The sequence below is a fragment of the Kineococcus sp. NBC_00420 genome, assembly GCF_036021035.1.
GTDB lineage: Bacteria > Actinomycetota > Actinomycetes > Actinomycetales > Kineococcaceae > Kineococcus.
Genome location: NZ_CP107930.1, coordinates 865966 through 884000, shown reverse-complemented (window position 1 = coordinate 884000; position 18035 = coordinate 865966). Strand labels below are relative to the sequence as shown.

20 protein-coding genes are annotated in these 18035 nt (G+C 71.7%); 11 read left to right on the top strand and 9 right to left on the bottom strand.

Annotated elements, in window-relative coordinates; genetic code table 11:
• Positions 1 to 125 precede the first annotated feature (125 nt).
• From recA to OG218_RS04370, 3 genes are read left to right on the top strand one after another with little or no spacing between them, the layout of a single operon-like run.
• Positions 126 to 1178, top strand: a complete 1053-nt coding sequence (gene recA / locus OG218_RS04380; RefSeq protein ID WP_328291981.1) for a recombinase RecA — start codon at positions 126 to 128, stop codon at positions 1176 to 1178.
• Positions 1175 to 1696 (top strand): regulatory protein RecX, encoded by a 522-nt coding sequence (locus tag OG218_RS04375; RefSeq protein WP_442906460.1) that lies wholly within the window; start codon positions 1175 to 1177, stop codon positions 1694 to 1696. The genes recA and OG218_RS04375 overlap by 4 nt, the downstream gene beginning before the upstream one ends.
• A gap of 10 nt (positions 1697 to 1706) precedes the next feature.
• A complete protein-coding gene (locus OG218_RS04370; protein ID WP_328291980.1) occupies positions 1707 to 2000 on the top strand; it encodes a putative quinol monooxygenase in 294 nt (97 codons plus the stop codon).
• Between the two features lie 62 nt (positions 2001 to 2062).
• Here OG218_RS04370 and OG218_RS04365 read toward each other — a convergent pair whose 3' ends face one another.
• The 4 genes from OG218_RS04365 to OG218_RS04350 are packed head-to-tail and all read right to left on the bottom strand — an operon-like array spanning position 2063 to position 5349.
• Positions 2063 to 2953 carry an amino acid ABC transporter permease gene (locus OG218_RS04365; RefSeq protein WP_328291979.1) on the bottom strand — a complete coding sequence of 297 codons (891 nt, stop codon included), beginning with the start codon at positions 2951 to 2953 and terminating at the stop codon, positions 2063 to 2065.
• Positions 2950 to 3600, bottom strand: a complete 651-nt coding sequence (locus OG218_RS04360; protein ID WP_328291978.1) for an amino acid ABC transporter permease — start codon at positions 3598 to 3600, stop codon at positions 2950 to 2952. The genes OG218_RS04365 and OG218_RS04360 overlap by 4 nt, the downstream gene beginning before the upstream one ends.
• A 28-nt stretch (positions 3601 to 3628) precedes the next feature.
• Positions 3629 to 4534 carry a glutamate ABC transporter substrate-binding protein gene (locus OG218_RS04355; RefSeq protein ID WP_328291977.1) on the bottom strand — a complete coding sequence of 302 codons (906 nt, stop codon included), beginning with the start codon at positions 4532 to 4534 and terminating at the stop codon, positions 3629 to 3631.
• Between the two features lie 29 nt (positions 4535 to 4563).
• The gene (locus OG218_RS04350) at positions 4564 to 5349 is read right to left on the bottom strand and encodes an amino acid ABC transporter ATP-binding protein (protein ID WP_328291976.1); all 786 of its coding nucleotides are present in this window, start codon (positions 5347 to 5349) and stop codon (positions 4564 to 4566) included.
• A 129-nt stretch (positions 5350 to 5478) separates the two neighbouring features.
• Between OG218_RS04350 and miaB the strand changes: the two genes are divergently transcribed.
• Positions 5479 to 6978 carry a tRNA (N6-isopentenyl adenosine(37)-C2)-methylthiotransferase MiaB gene (miaB, locus tag OG218_RS04345; protein ID WP_328291975.1) on the top strand — a complete coding sequence of 500 codons (1500 nt, stop codon included), beginning with the start codon at positions 5479 to 5481 and terminating at the stop codon, positions 6976 to 6978.
• 1 nt (position 6979) lies between these two features.
• On the opposite strand, the gene OG218_RS04340 is transcribed toward miaB, so the two are convergent.
• Together OG218_RS04340 and OG218_RS04335 are read right to left on the bottom strand one after the other, a co-directional pair.
• The gene (locus OG218_RS04340; protein ID WP_328291974.1) at positions 6980 to 7120 is read right to left on the bottom strand and encodes a hypothetical protein; all 141 of its coding nucleotides are present in this window, start codon (positions 7118 to 7120) and stop codon (positions 6980 to 6982) included.
• Positions 7117 to 7446: an antitoxin gene (locus tag OG218_RS04335; RefSeq protein WP_328291973.1), complete on the bottom strand. Its 330-nt coding sequence runs from the start codon at positions 7444 to 7446 to the stop codon at positions 7117 to 7119. Before OG218_RS04335 ends, OG218_RS04340 begins: the two co-directional genes overlap by 4 nt.
• A gap of 27 nt (positions 7447 to 7473) precedes the next feature.
• Between OG218_RS04335 and miaA the strand changes: the two genes are divergently transcribed.
• On the top strand, positions 7474 to 8415 hold the full coding sequence (gene miaA, locus OG218_RS04330; RefSeq protein WP_328291972.1) for a tRNA (adenosine(37)-N6)-dimethylallyltransferase MiaA: 942 nt from the start codon (positions 7474 to 7476) through the stop codon (positions 8413 to 8415).
• On the top strand, positions 8412 to 9335 hold the full coding sequence (gene dapF, locus OG218_RS04325) for a diaminopimelate epimerase (protein ID WP_328291971.1): 924 nt from the start codon (positions 8412 to 8414) through the stop codon (positions 9333 to 9335). The genes miaA and dapF overlap by 4 nt, the downstream gene beginning before the upstream one ends.
• On the opposite strand, the gene OG218_RS04320 is transcribed toward dapF, so the two are convergent.
• Positions 9319 to 9927, bottom strand: a complete 609-nt coding sequence (locus OG218_RS04320; protein WP_328291970.1) for a class I SAM-dependent methyltransferase — start codon at positions 9925 to 9927, stop codon at positions 9319 to 9321. The genes dapF and OG218_RS04320 overlap by 17 nt on opposite strands.
• Before the next feature lie 102 nt (positions 9928 to 10029).
• On the opposite strand from OG218_RS04320, the gene hflX reads away from it, so the two are divergent.
• From hflX to OG218_RS04305, 3 genes are all read left to right on the top strand, one after another.
• On the top strand, positions 10030 to 11583 hold the full coding sequence (gene hflX / locus OG218_RS04315; protein WP_328291969.1) for a GTPase HflX: 1554 nt from the start codon (positions 10030 to 10032) through the stop codon (positions 11581 to 11583).
• An 88-nt stretch (positions 11584 to 11671) separates the two neighbouring features.
• Positions 11672 to 13723, top strand: a complete 2052-nt coding sequence (locus OG218_RS04310) for an ATP-dependent DNA helicase (RefSeq protein ID WP_328291968.1) — start codon at positions 11672 to 11674, stop codon at positions 13721 to 13723.
• 31 nt (positions 13724 to 13754) lie between these two features.
• Positions 13755 to 14438, top strand: coding sequence for an aspartate/glutamate racemase family protein (locus tag OG218_RS04305; RefSeq protein ID WP_328291967.1), 684 nt, complete (start codon positions 13755 to 13757; stop codon positions 14436 to 14438).
• Here the strand turns inward: OG218_RS04305 and lexA are convergent.
• On the bottom strand, positions 14413 to 15096 hold the full coding sequence (gene lexA, locus OG218_RS04300) for a transcriptional repressor LexA (RefSeq protein WP_442906459.1): 684 nt from the start codon (positions 15094 to 15096) through the stop codon (positions 14413 to 14415). The two genes, OG218_RS04305 and lexA, sit on opposite strands and share 26 nt — an antisense overlap.
• 235 nt (positions 15097 to 15331) lie before the next feature.
• Positions 15332 to 16918, bottom strand: coding sequence for a methyl-accepting chemotaxis protein (locus OG218_RS04295; protein WP_328291965.1), 1587 nt, complete (start codon positions 16916 to 16918; stop codon positions 15332 to 15334).
• A 180-nt stretch (positions 16919 to 17098) separates the two neighbouring features.
• On the opposite strand from OG218_RS04295, the gene OG218_RS04290 reads away from it, so the two are divergent.
• Both OG218_RS04290 and OG218_RS04285 read left to right on the top strand, forming a co-directional pair.
• A complete protein-coding gene (locus tag OG218_RS04290; protein ID WP_328291964.1) occupies positions 17099 to 17368 on the top strand; it encodes a DUF2277 domain-containing protein in 270 nt (89 codons plus the stop codon).
• A gap of 179 nt (positions 17369 to 17547) precedes the next feature.
• Positions 17548 to 17979 carry a LysM peptidoglycan-binding domain-containing protein gene (locus tag OG218_RS04285; protein WP_328291963.1) on the top strand — a complete coding sequence of 144 codons (432 nt, stop codon included), beginning with the start codon at positions 17548 to 17550 and terminating at the stop codon, positions 17977 to 17979.
• The last annotated feature ends 56 nt before the right edge of the window (positions 17980 to 18035 follow it).

Here is an 18035-nt window from a genome sequence, read left to right as displayed (position 1 = left end):
GACGTGTCCACAGGGGGCTCGTCAGGCTCCTCCGTCCACAGTCCTCTTCGTCGTTCGGGGGTCGTGTCGGAGGTCTGTCCTAGCGTTCCCCGAGTCAGTTGGAACCCAGACCACAAGGTGGAGACATGCCCGCTCCTGCGGACCGCGAGAAGGCCCTCGATGCCGCCCTCGCCGCGATCGACAAGAACTTCGGCAAGGGCTCGGTCATGCGGCTGGGCGACGACGTCCGGCCCCCGATCGAGGTCATCCCGACCGGCTCCATCGCCCTGGACGTGGCGCTCGGCATCGGCGGTCTGCCCCGCGGGCGCGTCGTCGAGATCTACGGCCCGGAATCGTCGGGCAAGACGACCGTCGCCCTGCACGCCGTCGCCAGCGCCCAGAAGGCCGGCGGCATCGCCGCCTTCATCGACGCCGAGCACGCCCTCGACCCGGACTACGCGGCCAAGCTGGGCGTCGACACCGATGCGCTGCTGGTCTCCCAGCCGGACACCGGTGAGCAGGCGCTGGAGATCGCGGACATGCTGATCCGCTCCGGCGCCCTCGACATCATCGTCATCGACTCCGTCGCGGCCCTCGTGCCGAAGGCCGAGATCGAGGGCGAGATGGGTGACAGCCACGTCGGCCTGCAGGCCCGCCTGATGTCGCAGGCGCTGCGCAAGATCACCGGTGCGCTGAACCACTCCGGCACCACCGCGATCTTCATCAACCAGCTGCGCGAGAAGATCGGCGTCATGTTCGGCTCGCCCGAGACGACCACGGGCGGCAAGGCGCTGAAGTTCTACGCCTCGATCCGCCTCGACGTGCGCCGCATCGAGACGCTGAAGGACGGGACGAACGCCGTCGGCAACCGCACCCGCGTCAAGGTCGTCAAGAACAAGGTCAGCCCGCCGTTCAAGCAGGCCGAGTTCGACATCATCTACGGCCTCGGGATCTCCCGCGAGGGTGGCCTCATCGACCTCGGCGTCGAGCACGGGTTCGTGCGCAAGTCCGGGGCTTGGTACACCTACGAGGGCGACCAGCTCGGCCAAGGCAAGGAGAACGCCCGCGCCTTCCTGCGCGACAACCCCGACCTCGGTGACGAGATCGAGAAGCGCATCAAGGAGAAGCTCGGCATCGGCGCCCGCATGGACGCGCCCGCCGATGTCGCGGCCGCCGTCGAGGAGAAGGTCGACTTCTGAGCCGTCGGTCCCGAGAACAGGTCCCCCCCGGTCCGGACGAGAACCCGGACCGGGAGGCCGACCCGCACGAGGTCGCCCGCACCATCGCCCTGCAGCACCTGACGGGGGCACCGCGCAGCCGGGCCCAGCTCGCCGAGAAGCTCGCGGCGAAGGAGGTCCCGGCTGAGGTCGCGCTCGAGGTGCTCGACCGCTTCGAGGAGGTCGGTCTCGTCGACGACAAGACCTTCGCCGAGGGCTGGGTGCACTACCGCAGCAGTGGACGGGGCCGTCGAGCCCTGGCCCAGGAACTGCGGATGAAGGGCGTCGGCGAGGAGACCGCGGCCGAGGCCCTCGAGGCCGTGGACGACGCGTCGCAGGTCGAGGCCGCTCGGGCTCTGGTGCAGCGCAAGGCGGGCGCGATGCACGGGCTGGAACGTGCAGTCCGGGAACGCCGTCTGTACGGGATGCTGGCGCGTCGGGGTTTCCCCTCGGACGTCGTGGTGCGGGTCGTGCGCGAGGAGATCCAGGGCGAGGCGTAGCCTCCGGCGCGTGACCACCATCGCCATCCTGGAACTGACCATCAAGGCCGAGAACGTCGCCGACGCTCCCGCCATCCTCACCGAGACCCTCGAGGCCACCCGCGCCTTCGAGGGCAACCTCGGTTGCGAGGTCCTCATCGACGACGCCGACGAGACCCACGTGTCGATCGTCGAGCGCTGGGAGTCCGTCGAGAACGACAACGCCTACCGCGCGTTCCGGCAGACCCCCGAAGGCGCTTCACGGCTCGGGACGATCGTCGCGGACCGCAAGCTCACGCTCTACACCGTGCGCGACGACATCTGAGTGCACAACGACGAAGGCCCGTCCCCCCACCCGGGGACGAGCCTTCGTCGCGTGGTAACTGGTCAGCCGGGGACACCACCGCTGTTCTCGCCGGTCCGTACCACCGTGAGCGCCGTGGTCGCCCGCCGTCCGGTCGACATCCGCTCCTGGACCTTGCGTGCGAGCAGGTCCAGCAGGAGGTTGACGACGACGAACATCAGCCCGACGACGAAGTAGGTCTGGATCGAGTTGTCCAGGACCTGCCGCAGTCGTCCCGCGATCTCGCCGACGTCGCTCAGCGAGACGAGGACCACGCTGCCCAGGGCGGTGTCCTTGAGCACGACGATGAGCTGACTGATCAGGGCCGGCAGCATGGCCCGGACGGCCTGCGGCAGCTGGATCTGCGTCATGACCTGGCCGCGGGTCAGGCCGATGGCCAGTCCCGCCTCCACCTGGCCCCGGGGGAGGGACTGGATCCCGGCCCGGACGATCTCGGAGATGATCACGCAGTTGTACAGCGTGAGCCCGACGACCAGGACCCAGAACGAGCCGGGGTGGGCGTTCAGGGTCCGCAGCAGGATGTCGACGTAGAGGATCGTCACCACGACGGGCAACCCGCGCAGCAGTTCGATCACGGCGATCAGCGGGATGCGGGGTCCCCGGGGCAGCAGCAACCGCAGCGCCCCGATCACGAGCCCCAGGACGATCGAGGCGACGACCGCCACCGCTGCGACCCGCAGCGTGACTCCCCAGGCCGGGAGCAGCAGGCGCCAGACGGGGGCGAAGTCCCCGTTGCTCGGGTCGATCAGCGGCCCCCACTTGCCCGGGGTCAGCTGCCCCTGCTGCTGCATCCGGACCAGGACCAGCGCGATCGTGGCGACGAGCAGGACCGCCGCCACGATGCTGCCGATCCGCGTCCGGCGCCGGGCGACCGGGCCGGGGGTGTCGAAGAGGACTGCGGTCGGGGCGCTCACCGGGCCACCGCCATCCGTCGCTCGGCGATGGCCAGCAGCAGCGCTGCCGCCAGGGTCAGGATCAGGTAGCCGATGGCCATCCCGGTGATGACCGGCAGCCGCGGCAGACCCTGCGCGCTGGCGAGTCGCGCGTAGACGCTGAACAGGTCGCCGCCGACACCCATGGCCCCCGCGACGGCGGAGTTCTTGATCATCGCGATGAGGACGTTGCCGACGGGCGGGACCACCGCCCGCATCGCCTGCGGAAGGATGATCTGGGTGAGGCTCAGGCCGAACGGCAGGCCGATGGCCCTCGCCGCCTCGGCCTGACCGGTGGGCACGGTGGAGATCCCCGACCGGACGGCCTCGCAGACGAACGACGCGGTGTAGACGATGAGACCGCACACCGCGAGCGTGTAGTTCGAGGCGTTGATGCCCAGCGCGGGGACACCGAACACGAAGAAGAACAGCACGATGACCAGCGGGGTGTTCCGCAGCAGCGTCACGTAGGTGGCGCCGACGCCACGCAGGACGGGGACCGGGCTCACCCGGAACACGGCCAGCACGGTGCCCAGGACGAGGGCGCCGAGCGCGGCCCACGCGGCCAGGCCCAGGGACCTGAGGAACCCTGCGGCGTACAGATCGAGGTTGTCGATCACGGGGTCCACGGGGACCGCCCTCCGGGAGTGTCGAGGATCAGACGCAGGCGTCGGCGGTGGGCAGGGTCGGCACCTCGGTGCCCTCGTACTTCCCGGCCGTCGCGTTCCAGGCCTTCTCGTAGTCACCGGACTCGGACATCTCGCTCAGCGTCTCGTTGATGAACTCGCAGAACGCGGTGTCGCCCTTGGTGATGCCGATGCCGTAGGGCTCCTCGGTGAACTGCTCCCCGACGAGCTTGAACGCGTCGTCGGACTTGGCCACCAGGCCGGTGAGGATGACGTTGTCCGTCGTGACCGCCGCGACCTGGCCGTTCTTCAGCTGGTCGGCGCAGTCGCTGTAACCGGCGAACTCGACGAGCTGGCTCGGGTCGGCCAGGTACTGGCGGATGTTCTCGGCCGGCGTCGAACCGGTGACCGAGCAGATCTTCTGGTCGGGGTTGGCCTTGAGCGACTCCGGACCGGTGATGGTGGAGTTGTCCTTGGCCACCATGATCTGCTGGCCTGCGACGTAGTACGGCCCCGCGAAGGTGATGCGTTCCTTGCGCTTGTCGTTGATCGTGTAGGTCGCGACGACGAGGTCGACCTCGCCGTTGGCGATCAGGTCCTCGCGCTGGGCGCTGGGGGAGGGGACCCAGGTGATGGCGTCCGGCGCGACACCGAGCTTCGCGGCGATGTACTCGGCCACGTCGACGTCGAAACCCTCGGGGACGTTCTGCAGGTTGGCCTCACCGAAACCGGGCTGGTCGAACTTCGTCCCGATCTTGATCTTCTTCGCCTCGGAGATCGTGGCCATCTTGGTGCCGGCCTCGAAGCTGGCGCTGGCCTCGGCCGTGGGCTGGTCGGCGGCCCCCTCCTCGGAGAGTTCGCCTCCGCCTCCGCAGGCGGTGAGCGCGAGCAGGGTGGTCGCCAGGCCGGCGAGGGCTGCGGTGCGGAAGTTCCTCATGGGTGGTGCCTCCTGGTGTGTGGTGCTCATCAGTGGGTGAGGATCTTCGAGAGGAAGTCCTGGGCGCGTTCGTGCTCCGGCGCGGTGAAGAAGGTCTCGGGATCGGTGTCCTCGAGGATCGCGCCGTCGGCCATGAACACGACGCGGTCCGCGGCCCGACGGGCGAAACCCATCTCGTGGGTGACGACGACCATGGTCATGCCGTCCTTGGCCAGACCGGTCATGACGTCGAGGACCTCGTTGATCATCTCGGGGTCGAGCGCCGAGGTGGGTTCGTCGAAGAGCATGACCTTGGGGTCCATGGCCAGGGCACGGGCGATCGCCACGCGCTGCTGCTGGCCACCGGAGAGCTGGGCCGGGTACTTCGGGCCCTGGCTGGCCAGGCCAACCCGGTCGAGGAGTTCGTCGGCACGCTTGCCCGCCTCGGCGGCGGACTTCCCCCGCACCTTCACCGGTCCCAGGGTCACGTTCTCCTTCACCGTCTTGTGGGCGAAGAGGTTGAACGACTGGAACACCATCCCGACGTCCGCGCGCAGCCGGGCGAGGTCCTTCCCCTCGGCGGGCAGGTCCTTGCCGTCCATGGTGATGCGGCCCGCGTCGATGGTCTCGAGCCGGTTGATCGTGCGGCACAGCGTCGACTTCCCGGAGCCGGAGGGCCCGATCACGACGACGACCTCACCCTCGGCGACGGTCAGGTCGATGTCCCTCAGCACGTGCAGGGCGCCGAAGTGCTTCTGCACCCCTTCGAGGACGACGAGGGGACGGCGCCCGGAAGGGCGTGGTGACGGTTGAGGGGCCTGCACGTGGTCACTCATGCGGCTGGACCGTACAGGAGGCGCGCAGTCTGCCCACAGATCTCGCACCGCGAGGGCGACATCGTGATCCGAAAGTGACCCCGGTCGCCGCGCACGCGCCACCCGGACCGAGACCTAGACTGAGGCGTGATGAGCACGACGACGGAAACCCAGCCCAGCCCCGCCCGCACGTACCAGGTGCGCACGTTCGGCTGTCAGATGAACGTCCACGACTCGGAGCGGTTGTCGGGGCTGCTGGAAGACGCCGGGTACGTGCGCTTCGACGAGGCCGGCGCTGCGCCGGTGGAGCCCGACGTCGTCGTCTTCAACACGTGCGCGGTGCGGGAGAACGCTGACAACAAGCTGTACGGGAACCTCGGTCACCTCGCCCCGGTGAAGGAACGTCGCCCCGGCATGCAGATCGCCGTCGGCGGCTGCCTGGCGCAGAAGGACCGCGGCGAGATCGTCCGCAAAGCGCCCTGGGTCGACGTCGTCTTCGGCACCCACAACGTCGGCGCGCTGCCGGTGCTGCTGGAGCGCGCCCGGCACAACGCCGAGGCCCAGGTCGAGATCCTGGAGTCCCTCGACGTCTTCCCCTCCACGCTGCCCACCCGGCGCGAGTCGCCCTACGCCGCCTGGGTCAGCATCTCGGTGGGCTGCAACAACACCTGCACGTTCTGCATCGTCCCGGCCCTGCGCGGCAAGGAGAAGGACCGCCGCCCCGGCGACGTCCTCGCCGAGATCGAGGCCCTCGTCGGTGAGGGGGTCCTCGAGGTCACGCTCCTGGGCCAGAACGTGAACACCTACGGCGTCGAGTTCGGCGACAAGCTTGCCTTCGGCAAGCTGCTGCGGGCCACGGGTGGGATCGAGGGCCTGGAGCGGGTCCGGTTCACCAGCCCGCACCCTTCGAGCTTCACCGACGACGTGATCGACGCGATGGCGGAGACGCCGAACGTCATGCCGAGCCTGCACATGCCGCTGCAGTCCGGTTCCGACCGCGTGCTCAAGGCGATGCGCCGGTCCTACCGCCAGTCCCGCTTCCTCGGGATCATCGACGGGGTCCGGGCCAAGATCCCCGACGCCGCGATCACCACCGACATCATCGTCGGGTTCCCGGGGGAGACGGAGGAGGACTTCGAGCAGACGCTGCACGTCGTCGAGCAGGCCCGGTTCTCCAGCGCCTTCACCTTCCAGTACTCGCCGCGACCGGGGACCCCGGCCGCGACGATGGGTGACCAGATCCCCAAGAAGGTCGTGCAGGAACGCTACGAACGCCTCACCGCCCTGCAGGACCGGATCACCTACGAGGACAACCAGGCCCAGGCGGGACGCACCCTCGAGGTCCTCGTCGCCGAGGGTGAGGGTCGCAAGGACGCTGCGACGCAACGGCTCTCGGGTCGCGCTCCGGACAACCGCCTCGTGCACTTCGCGCTGCCGGAGGGAACGCAGGCGCCACGACCGGGCGACGTCGCGACGGTCACCGTCACCCGCGGTGCCCCGCACTACCTCGAGGCCGACGAGCTGCGTGGTTTCGCCGTCCGCCGCACCCGGGCGGGGGACGCGTGGGAGTCCCGCCAGGCCCGGCCGGAACCCGAGGAGACGGGTCCGCGGCCGGTCAGCCTGGGACTTCCCAGCCTGCGGGTGCGCTGAGCTACTTCGCCGGCGGGGCCGAGGGTTCCGGTTCGGGCAGCGGCATCGGTGCCGGGTCCGGGATCGGTTCCCCCGGCGTGCCCGGCTGCGGGACCGGGATCGGCGGGGTCGGCGTGGGCAGCGGCGGGGTGGGGATGGTCATCGCACGGGCCCGGTCATCGGGGTGCCGACCGAACTCGTCCCACCGCTCATCGGGGTGCCGCCGCCGGGCAGCGACGACGGCGGCGCCTGGTCGGCGGCCTTGTCGACCCCCTTGCGGGCGAGGTCGCTGACCTTGACGACCTTGTCGGCGTACTTGCCGTCGGTCCGGGCGTTCACGAACTCACCGGCCTTGCCGATGGCCCCCTCGGCCTTGCCCGAGTGCTCGGCCGCGAACCCGCCGGCCTTGTGGAGCGCTTGTTCGGCGACGTCCTTGGCCTGCTCGGTGGCCTCGTTGATCTTGCCCTTGAGGAAGTCCATGGTTCCCATCCACCCACCCTCTGACACCATGGCCGCGTGGGCCAGTCGAACGTTCCCCTGATCGCGATCACCGGTCCCACCGCCTCGGGCAAGTCCGACGTCGGGGTCGCGCTGGCCCAGCTCCTCGAGGGCGACGGGGAGGTCGTCAACGCCGACGCCATGCAGCTCTACCGCGGGATGGACATCGGTACCGCGAAGCTCACCGGGGCCGAGATGCGGGGGGTCCGCCACCACCTGCTCGACGTCCTCGACGTCACCCAGACCGCCGAGGTCGCGACGTACCAGGCGCAGGCGCGGGACACCTTCGCGCAGGTCCGCGACCGCGGTCACGTCCCCGTGCTCGTCGGCGGCTCCGGCCTCTACGTCCGGGCCGCCCTGGACGACCTGCGCTTCCCCGGCACCGACCCCGTCGTCCGCGCCCGCTGGGAAGCCGAGCTCGAGGCCGTCGGCCCGCACACCCTGCACGCCCACCTCGCCGACCGCGATCCCGACGCCGCGGCGAAGATCCTGCCCGGCAACGGCCGACGGATCGTGCGGGCCCTGGAGGTCGGCGAGATCACCGGCCGGCCCTTCGCCGCGTCCCTGCCCGAGCAGACCTACCTCGAACCCGCCCTCCAGATCGGCCTCGCCGTCCCGCGGGAGCAGCTCGACGCCCGCATCGACGCCCGCGTCGAGCGGATGTGGGCCGCCGGACTCGTCGAGGAGGTCCGCGCGCTGGAGGGGCGGGGGTTGCGGGACGGGCTGACCGCCGGTCGGGCGCTGGGCTACGCGCAGGTCCTCGACGCCTTCGACGGGAAGACCACCGAGGACGAGGCCCGCGAGCTCACGGCACGACTCACCCGCCGCTTCGCCCGCAAGCAGGAGTCCTGGTTCCGTCGCGACCCCCGGGTGCACTGGCTGGAGGCCCCCGACGGGGCCGACCCGGGCGACCTCGCCCGCCGGGTGCTGCAACTGCTCCCCGTAGCATCTCCCGCGTGAGCGAACCGCGAGAGGGACTGGCCTTCACCAAGGGCCACGGCACCGAGAACGACTTCGTCCTGGTCGCCGACCCCGACGATTCGTGGGACCCGAGCCCCGCCCTCGTCGCCGCGATCTGCGACCGCCGCGCCGGGATCGGTGCCGACGGCCTCATCCGGGCCGTCCGCGACACCTCCGGGGCCGCCGCGTGGTTCATGGACTACCGCAACAGCGACGGCTCGATCGCGGAGATGTGCGGCAACGGGATCCGCGTCTTCGCGGAGTTCCTCCTGCAGAACCGTCTGCTGCCGGCCGACGCGGGCGACGGACGCTGGTTCGACGTCGCGACCCGGGCCGGGGTGAAGCGGCTGCGCCGTGAGCTCGACGGCCAGTGGACCGCCGACATGGGGTCCTGGAAGCTGACCGGTGGCGAACGAGCGCTGAACCGCGGTGCCGACGCCCTCGTCCACGTCGCCGGCCTCGACGGGGTCGCCCGTCCCGCGCTCTCCGTCGACCTCGGCAACCCGCACACCGTCGTCGCGCTCGCCGAGCAGGACGAGCTCGCCGCCGCCGACCTCACCTCGGCCCCCGTGGTGGAGCCCGTCCCGGCGCAGGGCACCAACGTCGAACTCGTCGTCCCGCTCACCGCCTTCGACATCACCGGCGACGACGTGCCCGACATCGCCGAGATCACCATGCGCGTGCACGAACGCGGCTCGGGGGAGACCCGCTCCTGCGGCACCGGCGCCTGCGCCGCGGCGCTCGCCGTCCGCGCCTGGGCCGGCGAGGGAGCGCCCGCGGTGTGGCGCGTCGACGTCCCGGGCGGAACGCTCGTCGTCACCGTCGGCGCCGACTCCACCCTCACCGGCGGCACGGTCTGGCTGTCCGGACCGGCCGAGCTCGTCGCGACCGGCGTGCTCTCCCTCAGCCTGACGACCTGAGCGACAGGACGCGGAACCCCTTCGACGTCGTCGTGCGGGTCGTGCTCGTCCCGGGCAGCACCCCGGACTCCAGCCACTTGTGCAGCGAGTCCGAGCCGAGGTTCTTCTGCACCACCAGGTGTGCGACCCCACCGGGGGCCAGGCGCGGTAGCCAGCGCAGCAGCAGCTCGTGCAGCGCCTCCTTGCCGACGCGGATCGGCGGGTTCGACCAGATCTCGGTGAACCGCAGGTCCGGGTCGACGGCGTCGGGCAGGCTCGCCCGCACCGTCACCCCGAGGTGCGAGGCGTTCAGCCGCACCAGGTCCAGGGCCCGTTCGTTGACGTCCACGGCGTGCACCACCTGGTGGGGGCGCTGCAGGGCCAGCGACAGCGCGATCGGGCCCCACCCGCAGCCGAGGTCGAGGACGTCCCCGGGGGCGTCGTCGTCCTGGATCAGCGGCAGCAGGACGGACGTGCCCTGGTCGACGTGGTCCGCGCTGAACACCCCGCGCGCCGTGGTGACGCTCAGCTCGCGCCCGGCCAGCCGCACGTCGAGCTCACGCCGTTCGTCGGCGGTGGCGGGCTGGGCGGAGAAGTAGTGCTCGGGGGACACGCCCGAGAGGGTACGGGCTGAAATAGCCTCGCCGCTCGCACCGTTGAGTGTCACGCTGGGTGTGCCACCCGACGTGGCGCACCGCAACGACCGAGGAGGTCCATGAACCACCGCCCCGCTTCCGCGACACCGGAGTCCGCGGAACCCGAAGACACCACCAGCGAACGCGACCGCGAGTTCGACCGGGCCATCGCCCGCATCCTGCGGGGACACGACGGCCCTGGCGGTGACAACGGGGACGCGCCGGCGGAGGAGACGGACGAGCACTCCAGCTTCGACGGCGAGCAGCTCGACCTCGCCGACCGCCGGGCCCTGCGCCGGGCCGCGGGTCTCTCCACCGAACTCACCGACGTCACCGAGGTCGAGTACCGGCAGCTGCGCCTGGAACGGGTCGTCCTCGCGGGCGTCTGGTCCAGCGCGGACTCCAACCGGGCCGCGGCCGAGGTCTCGCTGCAGGAGCTCTCCGCCCTCGCCGCCACCGCCGGGTCCGACGTCCTCGCGGGCGTCATGCAACGCCGGGCCACCCCCGACGTCGCGACCTACCTCGGCTCCGGCAAGGCCGCGGCGCTCGCCGACCTCGTCGCCGCGGAGGGGGCCGACACCGTCATCTGCGACGGTGAGCTGTCCGCCTCGCAGCGTCGTGGTCTCGAGGACATCGTCAAGGTGAAGGTCGTCGACCGGACGGCCGTCATCCTCGACATCTTCGCCCAGCACGCCAAGAGCCGGGAGGGCAAGGCGCAGGTCGAGCTCGCCCAGCTCGAGTACCTGCTCCCGCGCCTGCGCGGTTGGGGTGAGTCGATGTCGCGCCAGGCCGGTGGTCGGGTCGCCGGCGGTGCGGGGATCGGTTCCCGTGGTCCTGGTGAGACGAAGATCGAGCTGGACCGTCGCCGCATCCGCAACCGGATGGCCAAGCTGCGCCGCGAGATCAAGGGCATGGGGACGGCGCGCGACGAGAAGCGCTCGCTGCGCCACGCCCGGGCGGTGCCGTCGGTGTCCATCGCCGGCTACACCAACGCGGGGAAGTCCTCGCTGCTGAACCGGCTCACGGGAGCGGGTGTCCTCGTCGAGAACGCCCTGTTCGCGACGCTGGACCCCACCGTCCGGCGGGCCCAGACGCCCGAGGGGCGGCCGTACACGCTGGCCGACACCGTGGGGTTCGTCCGCTCGCTGCCGCACCAGCTCGTCGAGGCGTTCCGCTCGACGCTGGAGGAGGTGGCGGAGTCCGACCTCGTGCTGCACGTCGTCGACGGGTCCCACCCGGACCCCGAGGGTCAGCTCGCGGCGGTCCGGAGCGTCCTCGCGGACGTGAACGCGCAGGACGTCCCGGAGCTCGTCGCCATCAACAAGGCGGACGTGGCCGACCCCGAGGTCCTGCAGCGCCTGCTGCGCAAGGAGAAGAACTCCATCGCGGTCTCGGCGCGCACCGGGGAGGGGATCGAGGAGCTCCTCGCCCGCGTCTCCTCGATGCTGCCGGTGCCCGACGTGGAGATGGACGTGGTCGTGCCCTACGACCGCGGTGAGCTGGTCAACCGGGTCCACACCACCGGTCAGGTGCTCTCCGAGGAGCACACCGCCGAGGGGACCCGGATGCTGGCCCGGGTGCGTCCGCGACTCGCGGCCGAGCTCGAGCAGTACAAGCTGTCCCGCACAGCGTGAGGTCATCGCCCCGTCCACAGCGCGTCGTCACCGCGACGCGCTGTGGACGGTGGCCGTGACCGAGGTCGGCACGGGGGAGGATGACCCCGTGAGTGCTTCGACCGACACCCCCGCGTCAGCCCCCGGCGAGGTCGAGGGTCCCGAAGCCGCCCACCTGCTCGACGTCGTCGTCGACGCGCTCGGCGGTCAGCGCCGCGAGGGGCAGGCACGGATGGCCCAGGCCGTCACCGACGCGATCCGCACCCGTCGTCACCTGCTCGTCCAGGCCGGTACCGGCACCGGCAAGTCGATGGCCTACCTCGTGCCCGCCGTCGCGCACGCCGTGCACGCCGACCGTCGCGTGGTCATCACGACCGCCACGCTCGCCCTGCAGGCCCAGGTCGTGGAACGCGACCTGCCGCGCCTGGCCGCGGCGATCGCCCCGCAGCTGCACCGCGAACCCACCTGGGAGCTCCTCAAGGGGCGGTCCAACTACCTCTGCCGCAACAAGATCGACGGCGGCTTCCCCGCCGACGAGGGCGCGCTCTTCGACATCGCCGCGCCCACCAGCGACGCCTCCGCCGGGGGTGACGGCCGGCTGGGCCGTGAGGTCGTCCGGTTGCGCGAGTGGGCGGAGACGACCACGAGCGGCGACCGCGACGAGCTCGACCCCGGGGTCAGCGACCGGGCGTGGAAGCAGGTCTCGGTCTCCGCCCGCGAGTGCCTGGGGTCCCAGCGCTGCCCGGTCGCGGCCGAGTGCTTCTCCGAACGGGTCCGGGCCCGCGCGCGCACCGTCGACGTCGTCGTCACCAACCACGCCATGACGGCCATCGACGCCCTCGAGAGCGGGGGCCAGTTGCTGCCCGAGCACGACGTCCTCGTCGTCGACGAGGCCCACGAGCTGGCCGACCGGGTGACGGCGGTCGCGACGGCGGAGCTGTCCGCCTCGGTGCTGCACGCGGCCTCGCGTCGGCTGCGCCGCTCCGCCGGGATCGTCTCGGAACACCTCGACGACGCGGCCATCGCCCTCGAGGCCGCCCTCGAGGATGCGCCCCCCGGGCGCCTGGACCGCTGGCCGGACCAGCTCGCCGACGCCGTCGTCGCCGTCCGGGACGCGGCCCGGACCGCGCTGAGCGACCTCAAGGACGCCTCCGAAGGGCAGGGCAAGGAGGAGGACGCCGAGTCCCGCGGGGCGCGTCACCTGGCCCGGGCCGCCGTCCAGGACGTGTTCTCCGTCGCCGAGCGCCTCGCGGAGGACGTCGGTCGGGGCGCCCAGGACAGCTACGACGTCGCCTGGGTGACCGCGGGTTTCGGCCCGGCCTCCCGTGCGCCGTCCCTGCACATCGCACCCCTGTCGGTGGCGGGTCTGCTGAGGGAGAAGCTGTTCGCCGAACGCACCGTCGTCGCGACCTCGGCGACACTGACCCTCGGTGGCTCCTTCGACCCCGTCGCGGGCGCCTTCGGCCTCAAGGGGGAGAAGGGCTCGAAGACGCCGTGGACGGGGGTCGACGTGGGCAGCCCCTTCGACTACCCGAAGCAGGGGATCCTCTACGTCGCCCGGCACCTGCCGCCGCCGGGGCGGGCGGGTTCCACCGACGCCGTCTACGACGAGCTCGCCGCACTGGTCGAGGCGGCCGGGGGACGGACCCTCGGGCTGTTCTCCAGCCGCAAGGGAGCCGAGGAGGCCGCCGAGGCGCTGCGCAAGCGACTGGGGACCCCGATCCTCTGCCAGGGCGACGACCGGTTGCCCAAGCTCGTCCGGGACTTCACCGACGATCCCGCGACCTCGCTGTTCGGGACGATGTCGCTGTGGCAGGGCGTCGACGTGCCGGGACCCAGCTGTTCCCTCGTCGTCATCGACCGCATCCCCTTCCCCCGACCCGACGACCCCCTCATGTCGGCCCGCGCGCGGGCCGTCGACGCGGCCGGCGGCAACGGGTTCGTGTCCGTCTCGGCGGCCCACGCCGCGGTGCGCCTCGCCCAGGGGGCGGGGCGGTTGATCCGGGCCACCGGTGACCGCGGTGTCGTCGCGGTGCTCGACTCGCGGCTCGCGACGGCCCGCTACGGCGGGTTCCTGCGCGACAGCCTGCCCGACTTCTGGTCCACCACCTCGACCCCCACCGTGCTGGAGGCGTTGCGGCGTCTGGGTAGCGGTGGCTGACGCCGTGCGTCCGGGGTGGCATGCTCGTGAGGTGGCCACCGTCGGCTTCCTGCACACCGCGCACGCCCACGTGCGCGCCTTCCGCGATCTCCTGAACGAGCGGGACGACACCGTCGCCGACCGTCACCTCGTCGACACGGGCCTGCTCACCACGGCGCGGGACCGCGGGATCGACAGCGTCCGTCCGGCGTTGGCCGACCGGCTGCGCCGACTGGTGGGGGAGGGCGCGGACGTCGTCGTGTGCACCTGCTCGACCGTCGGCCCGACGGCCAAGGCCGTCGGCGCCGAGATGGGTCTGCGCGTCGTCCGGGTCGACCGTCCGATGGCCGAGGCCGCCGTCCTGGCCGGGCGGCGGATCGCGGTCGTGAGCTCGCTGGCCGAGGCCGCGGCGACCGTGCTGCCGCTGCTGCGCGAGTGCGCGGAGACCACCGGTCGGGCCGTGCAGCTGATCGAGGTCCGCTGCCCGGACACCTGGTCGTCCTTCGAGTCCGGTGACGTCCTGACCTACACGACCGGGGTCGCGGAGGCCGTCCGGACCCAGGTGCGGGCGCTCGACCCACCCGTGGACGTCGTCGTCCTGGCGCAGGCGAGCATGGTCGACGCCGCGCCGTTGCTGCGCGACCTGCACGTGCCGGTCCTCACCTCGCCCCGGTTGGCGATCGAGGCGGCCGTCGAACTGGTGACCTCGCTCAGAGGCTTCGCAGCACGGCCGTGACCTTGCCGAGGATCGTCGCCTCGTCGCCGTCGATCGGGGCGAAGAGGGGGTTGCGGGGCATCAGCTGGACGTGACCGTCCTTGCGCTGCAGCACCTTCACCGTCGCCTCGCCGTCGATCATGGCGGCCACGACGTCACCGTTCTCGGCCGTCGGCTGCTGGCGCACGACCACCCAGTCGCCGTCGCAGATGGCGGCGTCGATCATCGACTCCCCGACGACCTTGAGCATGAAGTGCTCGCCGGCGCCGACGAGCTGCGCGGGGAGCGCGAAGACGTCCTCGACCAGCTCCTCGGCGAGGATCGGGCCACCGGCGGCGATCCGGCCGACGACCGGGACGTAGCGCGGACGCGGGCGGCCGTCGGCCGCGGTGGCCTCGAACCCGTCGATGGTGCCGCGGGCCGACGCCGGCGAGACCACCTCGAGGGTCCGCGGACGGCGTGGGTCCTTGCGCAGGTAACCCAGCTTCTCGAGGGTCTTCACCTGGTGCGCGACGCTGCTGGGGCTGGTGAGGCCGACGGCCTGACCGATCTCGCGCATGCTCGGCGGGTAACCCCGCTGCTCGACGCACTCCTGGATGGCGGCGAGCACCCGACGTTGGCGGTGGGTGAGCCCGTCGCGGCCGTAGGGACCGTCGGGGAAGTGGTGGATCGAGGCCATCGGCGCCACCTGTTCGGTGTCGCCGGATCCGTCCAGCGCGTCGGCCACGTCACTCTCCCTGTCGTTCCGCGTGAGTCGTACGACCGGGCCCCGTCCTGGGGTCCGATCCACGTCACGGTAGTCATCCGGGGGTCGAGGATCAAACACGTGTTCGAACCGGCGTGTCGGGGCGCCACCGGACGACGCCGCCCCGCGGGGTGTGGGACGGCGCCGGTGGGTCCGGAGGTGGGGTGGATCAGGCGAGGGTGAAGTGGCTGACGAGCTCGCTGAGTTCGTTGGCGGTGCGCGAGACCTCACCAGCGGTGGTGGCCGTGTGGGTCGCCCCCGCCGTGGTCTGGTCCGCCGCAGCGGCGATGCCGGAGATGTTCAACGCGATCTCCTGACTCCCCGAGGAGACCTCGGTGACGTTGCGGACCATCTCCGAGGTCGTGGCCGACTGCTCCTCCACCGCCGCCGCGATGGTGGCCTGCAACCCGTCGATGCGGGCGATGACCTCACTGATGCCGCCGATGGCGAACGCGGCCTCGGTCGCGTCAGCCTGGGTGGCCGCCACCCGCGTGGTGATGGACTCCGTGGCCCGAGCGGTCTGCTGGGCCAGTTCCTTCACCTCCCCGGCGACGACGGCGAAGCCCTTGCCCATCTCCCCCGCGCGGGCGGCTTCGATGGTGGCGTTCAGGGCGAGGAGGTTCGTCTGCTCGGCGATGGAGGTGATGAGCTTGACGACGTCGCCGATCTCGCGGGAGGAGGCGGAGAGGCGGTCCAGGATCTCCGAGGCCTGCGACGCGCTGGACACGGCGTCGGCGGAGACCGAGGAGGCCTCGGCGGTGGAGGAGGCGATCTCGCGGATCGCGGCGGTCATCTCCTCCCCGGCCGCGGCGACGGTGCCGATGTTGGCGGAGATCTCCTCGGTGGCGGCGGCGACGACCTGGGTCTGGGTGGCGGATTCCTCGGCGCCGGAGGAGAGCTGGGTGGCGACGGTGGTCAGTTCCTCGGAGGAGCCGGCGAGGGTCGCGGCGGAGTCGGAGATGCGGCGCATGGTGGTGTTGAGGCGGTCCATGGTCACGTCGAGGGCAGCGCCGACACGGCCGACCTCGTCGGTGGTGGTGGAGCCGACGCGCTGGTTCAGGCGCCCCTCGGCGAGGCCCTGCACGACGGTGAGGGTGCGGGCCAGGGGGCGGGCGATGGAGCGGGAGATGACGACGGCGACGACGACGGCGATCGCGAGGGCGAGGGCGCCGATGACCAGCAGCATCACGACGGCGGCGTGGTAGTCGGCGGAGCCGGCGGTGGCCATGGCGGTCGCGGCGTCCTTCTCGTGCTTGGCCGCGGTGGCCAGCAGCGGCAGCAGCTGGTCGGTGACGGGGGTCGTCGTGGCGCTGCGCCGGGCGACGAAGCCGGCACGGTCGTTGTTGCGGACCAGTGTCACGAGCTCGACCCGCGCCGCGCGGTACTGCTTGACGAGGTCTTCGATCCGGGCCCGGTCCGCGGCCGGGGTGGCCGGGCTGGAGGCCTGGTAGGCGCTCCACGCCTGGTCGTAGGCCGTGTCGTCCTCGCCCATCTTGGTCAGCGACGCCTCGGTGGCCTTCGGGTCGTCGTTGATCGCGGCGTTGACGATGTCCATCCGCAGGGTGAGGAAGGAGGTGCGGACCTCGCCCAGCGTCTGCACCGAGGCCACGCCGCTGGTGGAGACGGTGTCCAGGTTGGCCTGCGAGGAGCCGAGGCGGTTGAGGCCGACGGCGACGACGACGGCCAGCAGGAGGCAGACGACGCCGAAGCCGGCGAAGAGCTTGGGGGCGACGTTCAGATCGCGCAGTGCCTTCATGGCTGGGCCTTCCAGAGGGTTTTCGCGCGGCGCGGGGTGGGGAAGGTGCCGAGGGCGCAGGGCGGAGCAGGCGGGTGAGGTCGTCGTGTCCATCGACGTCGCGGCCGTGGTCCTGAGGTGCGCCGGGAGGAGGCTGGGAGTCCGTTGTGCGTCGTGGTCCCGGTGCCTAGCGTGGTGCGCATGTGTCGCAACATCCGTCAGCTGCACAACTTCGAGCCGCCCGCCACGTCGGAGGAGGTCCAGGCCGCGGCGCTGCAGTACGTGCGCAAGGTGGCCGGGGCGACCCGGCCGTCGGTGCGCAACCAGGAGGCGTTCGACCGGGCGGTGGCCGCCGTCGCGCACGCGACGCAGCACCTGCTCGAGGACCTGGTGACGACGGCGCCGCCCAGGGACCGGGAGGTCGAGACCGCGCGGGCGAAGGAACGCAGCGAACGGCGCTTCGCCTCCTGACCCTCGGCCCCCGGAGCGTTCGCGCAGGTCAGCGCACGTGTCGGAGGCCGGTGGCAGCGTATGTCGACGTCACCCCCGGGAACGCGGGGGTTGCGCGCCCCCGTTCGAACGGTGGTAGAACAGACCCGCACGGTCGAACACCCGTTCGACGGTGCGCCACTCGTTGGAGGTCTCTGCTCGTGAGCGCCACCGCCCTCGCCCTGCCCGTCGTCGCACGCCCGCTCCGCCCTGCCCGCCGCAGCATCGCCGTCGTCCGTCCGCGCTGCGCCGCCGCCCGGCCCGTCGCGCCGCCTCGCCGCCCCGCCCGCACGCTGCGGCTGACTCGTCGGGGCCGTCTCGTGGTGACCTGCACGGCCGCCACGCTGCTCACCGGTGCCGTCGTCGCCGTGACGGGTGCGCTGTCCAGTGCCTCGGCCGGGGTGGAGCGCACCTCCGCGCCCCCGGCCGCGGTCCTGACGGTCCTCCCCGGCCAGACCCTGTCGCAGATCGCCGGTCAGTGGTCCCCGGGTGCGGACTGGCGCGAGGTGGCCGGTGAGATCGTCCAGCTCAACGCCCTCCCGTCCATGACCCTGCAGGCCGGACAACAGCTGACGATGCCCGAACAGGGCTGATCGTGGTGCGCCCGGTTGCTCCGTGCGTCGGTCACGACGTACGGTCGACCCTGGAC

What these genes read in the sequence shown, in the direction of transcription:
- OG218_RS04290 (WP_328291964.1), top strand. Translation starts at nt 17,099, where the DNA reads ATGTGTCGCAACATCCGTCAGCTGCACAACTTCGAGCCGCCCGCCACG.
- hflX (WP_328291969.1), top strand. Translation starts at nt 10,030, where the DNA reads ATGAACCACCGCCCCGCTTCCGCGACACCGGAGTCCGCGGAACCCGAA.
- OG218_RS04350 (WP_328291976.1), bottom strand. Translation starts at nt 5,349, where the DNA reads ATGAGTGACCACGTGCAGGCCCCTCAACCGTCACCACGCCCTTCCGGG.
- OG218_RS04335 (WP_328291973.1), bottom strand. Translation starts at nt 7,446, where the DNA reads ATGGGAACCATGGACTTCCTCAAGGGCAAGATCAACGAGGCCACCGAG.
- lexA (WP_442906459.1), bottom strand. Translation starts at nt 15,096, where the DNA reads ATGGCCTCGATCCACCACTTCCCCGACGGTCCCTACGGCCGCGACGGG.
- OG218_RS04295 (WP_328291965.1), bottom strand. Translation starts at nt 16,918, where the DNA reads ATGAAGGCACTGCGCGATCTGAACGTCGCCCCCAAGCTCTTCGCCGGC.
- OG218_RS04340 (WP_328291974.1), bottom strand. Translation starts at nt 7,120, where the DNA reads ATGACCATCCCCACCCCGCCGCTGCCCACGCCGACCCCGCCGATCCCG.
- miaB (WP_328291975.1), top strand. Translation starts at nt 5,479, where the DNA reads ATGAGCACGACGACGGAAACCCAGCCCAGCCCCGCCCGCACGTACCAG.
- OG218_RS04355 (WP_328291977.1), bottom strand. Translation starts at nt 4,534, where the DNA reads ATGAGGAACTTCCGCACCGCAGCCCTCGCCGGCCTGGCGACCACCCTG.
- recA (WP_328291981.1), top strand. Translation starts at nt 126, where the DNA reads ATGCCCGCTCCTGCGGACCGCGAGAAGGCCCTCGATGCCGCCCTCGCC.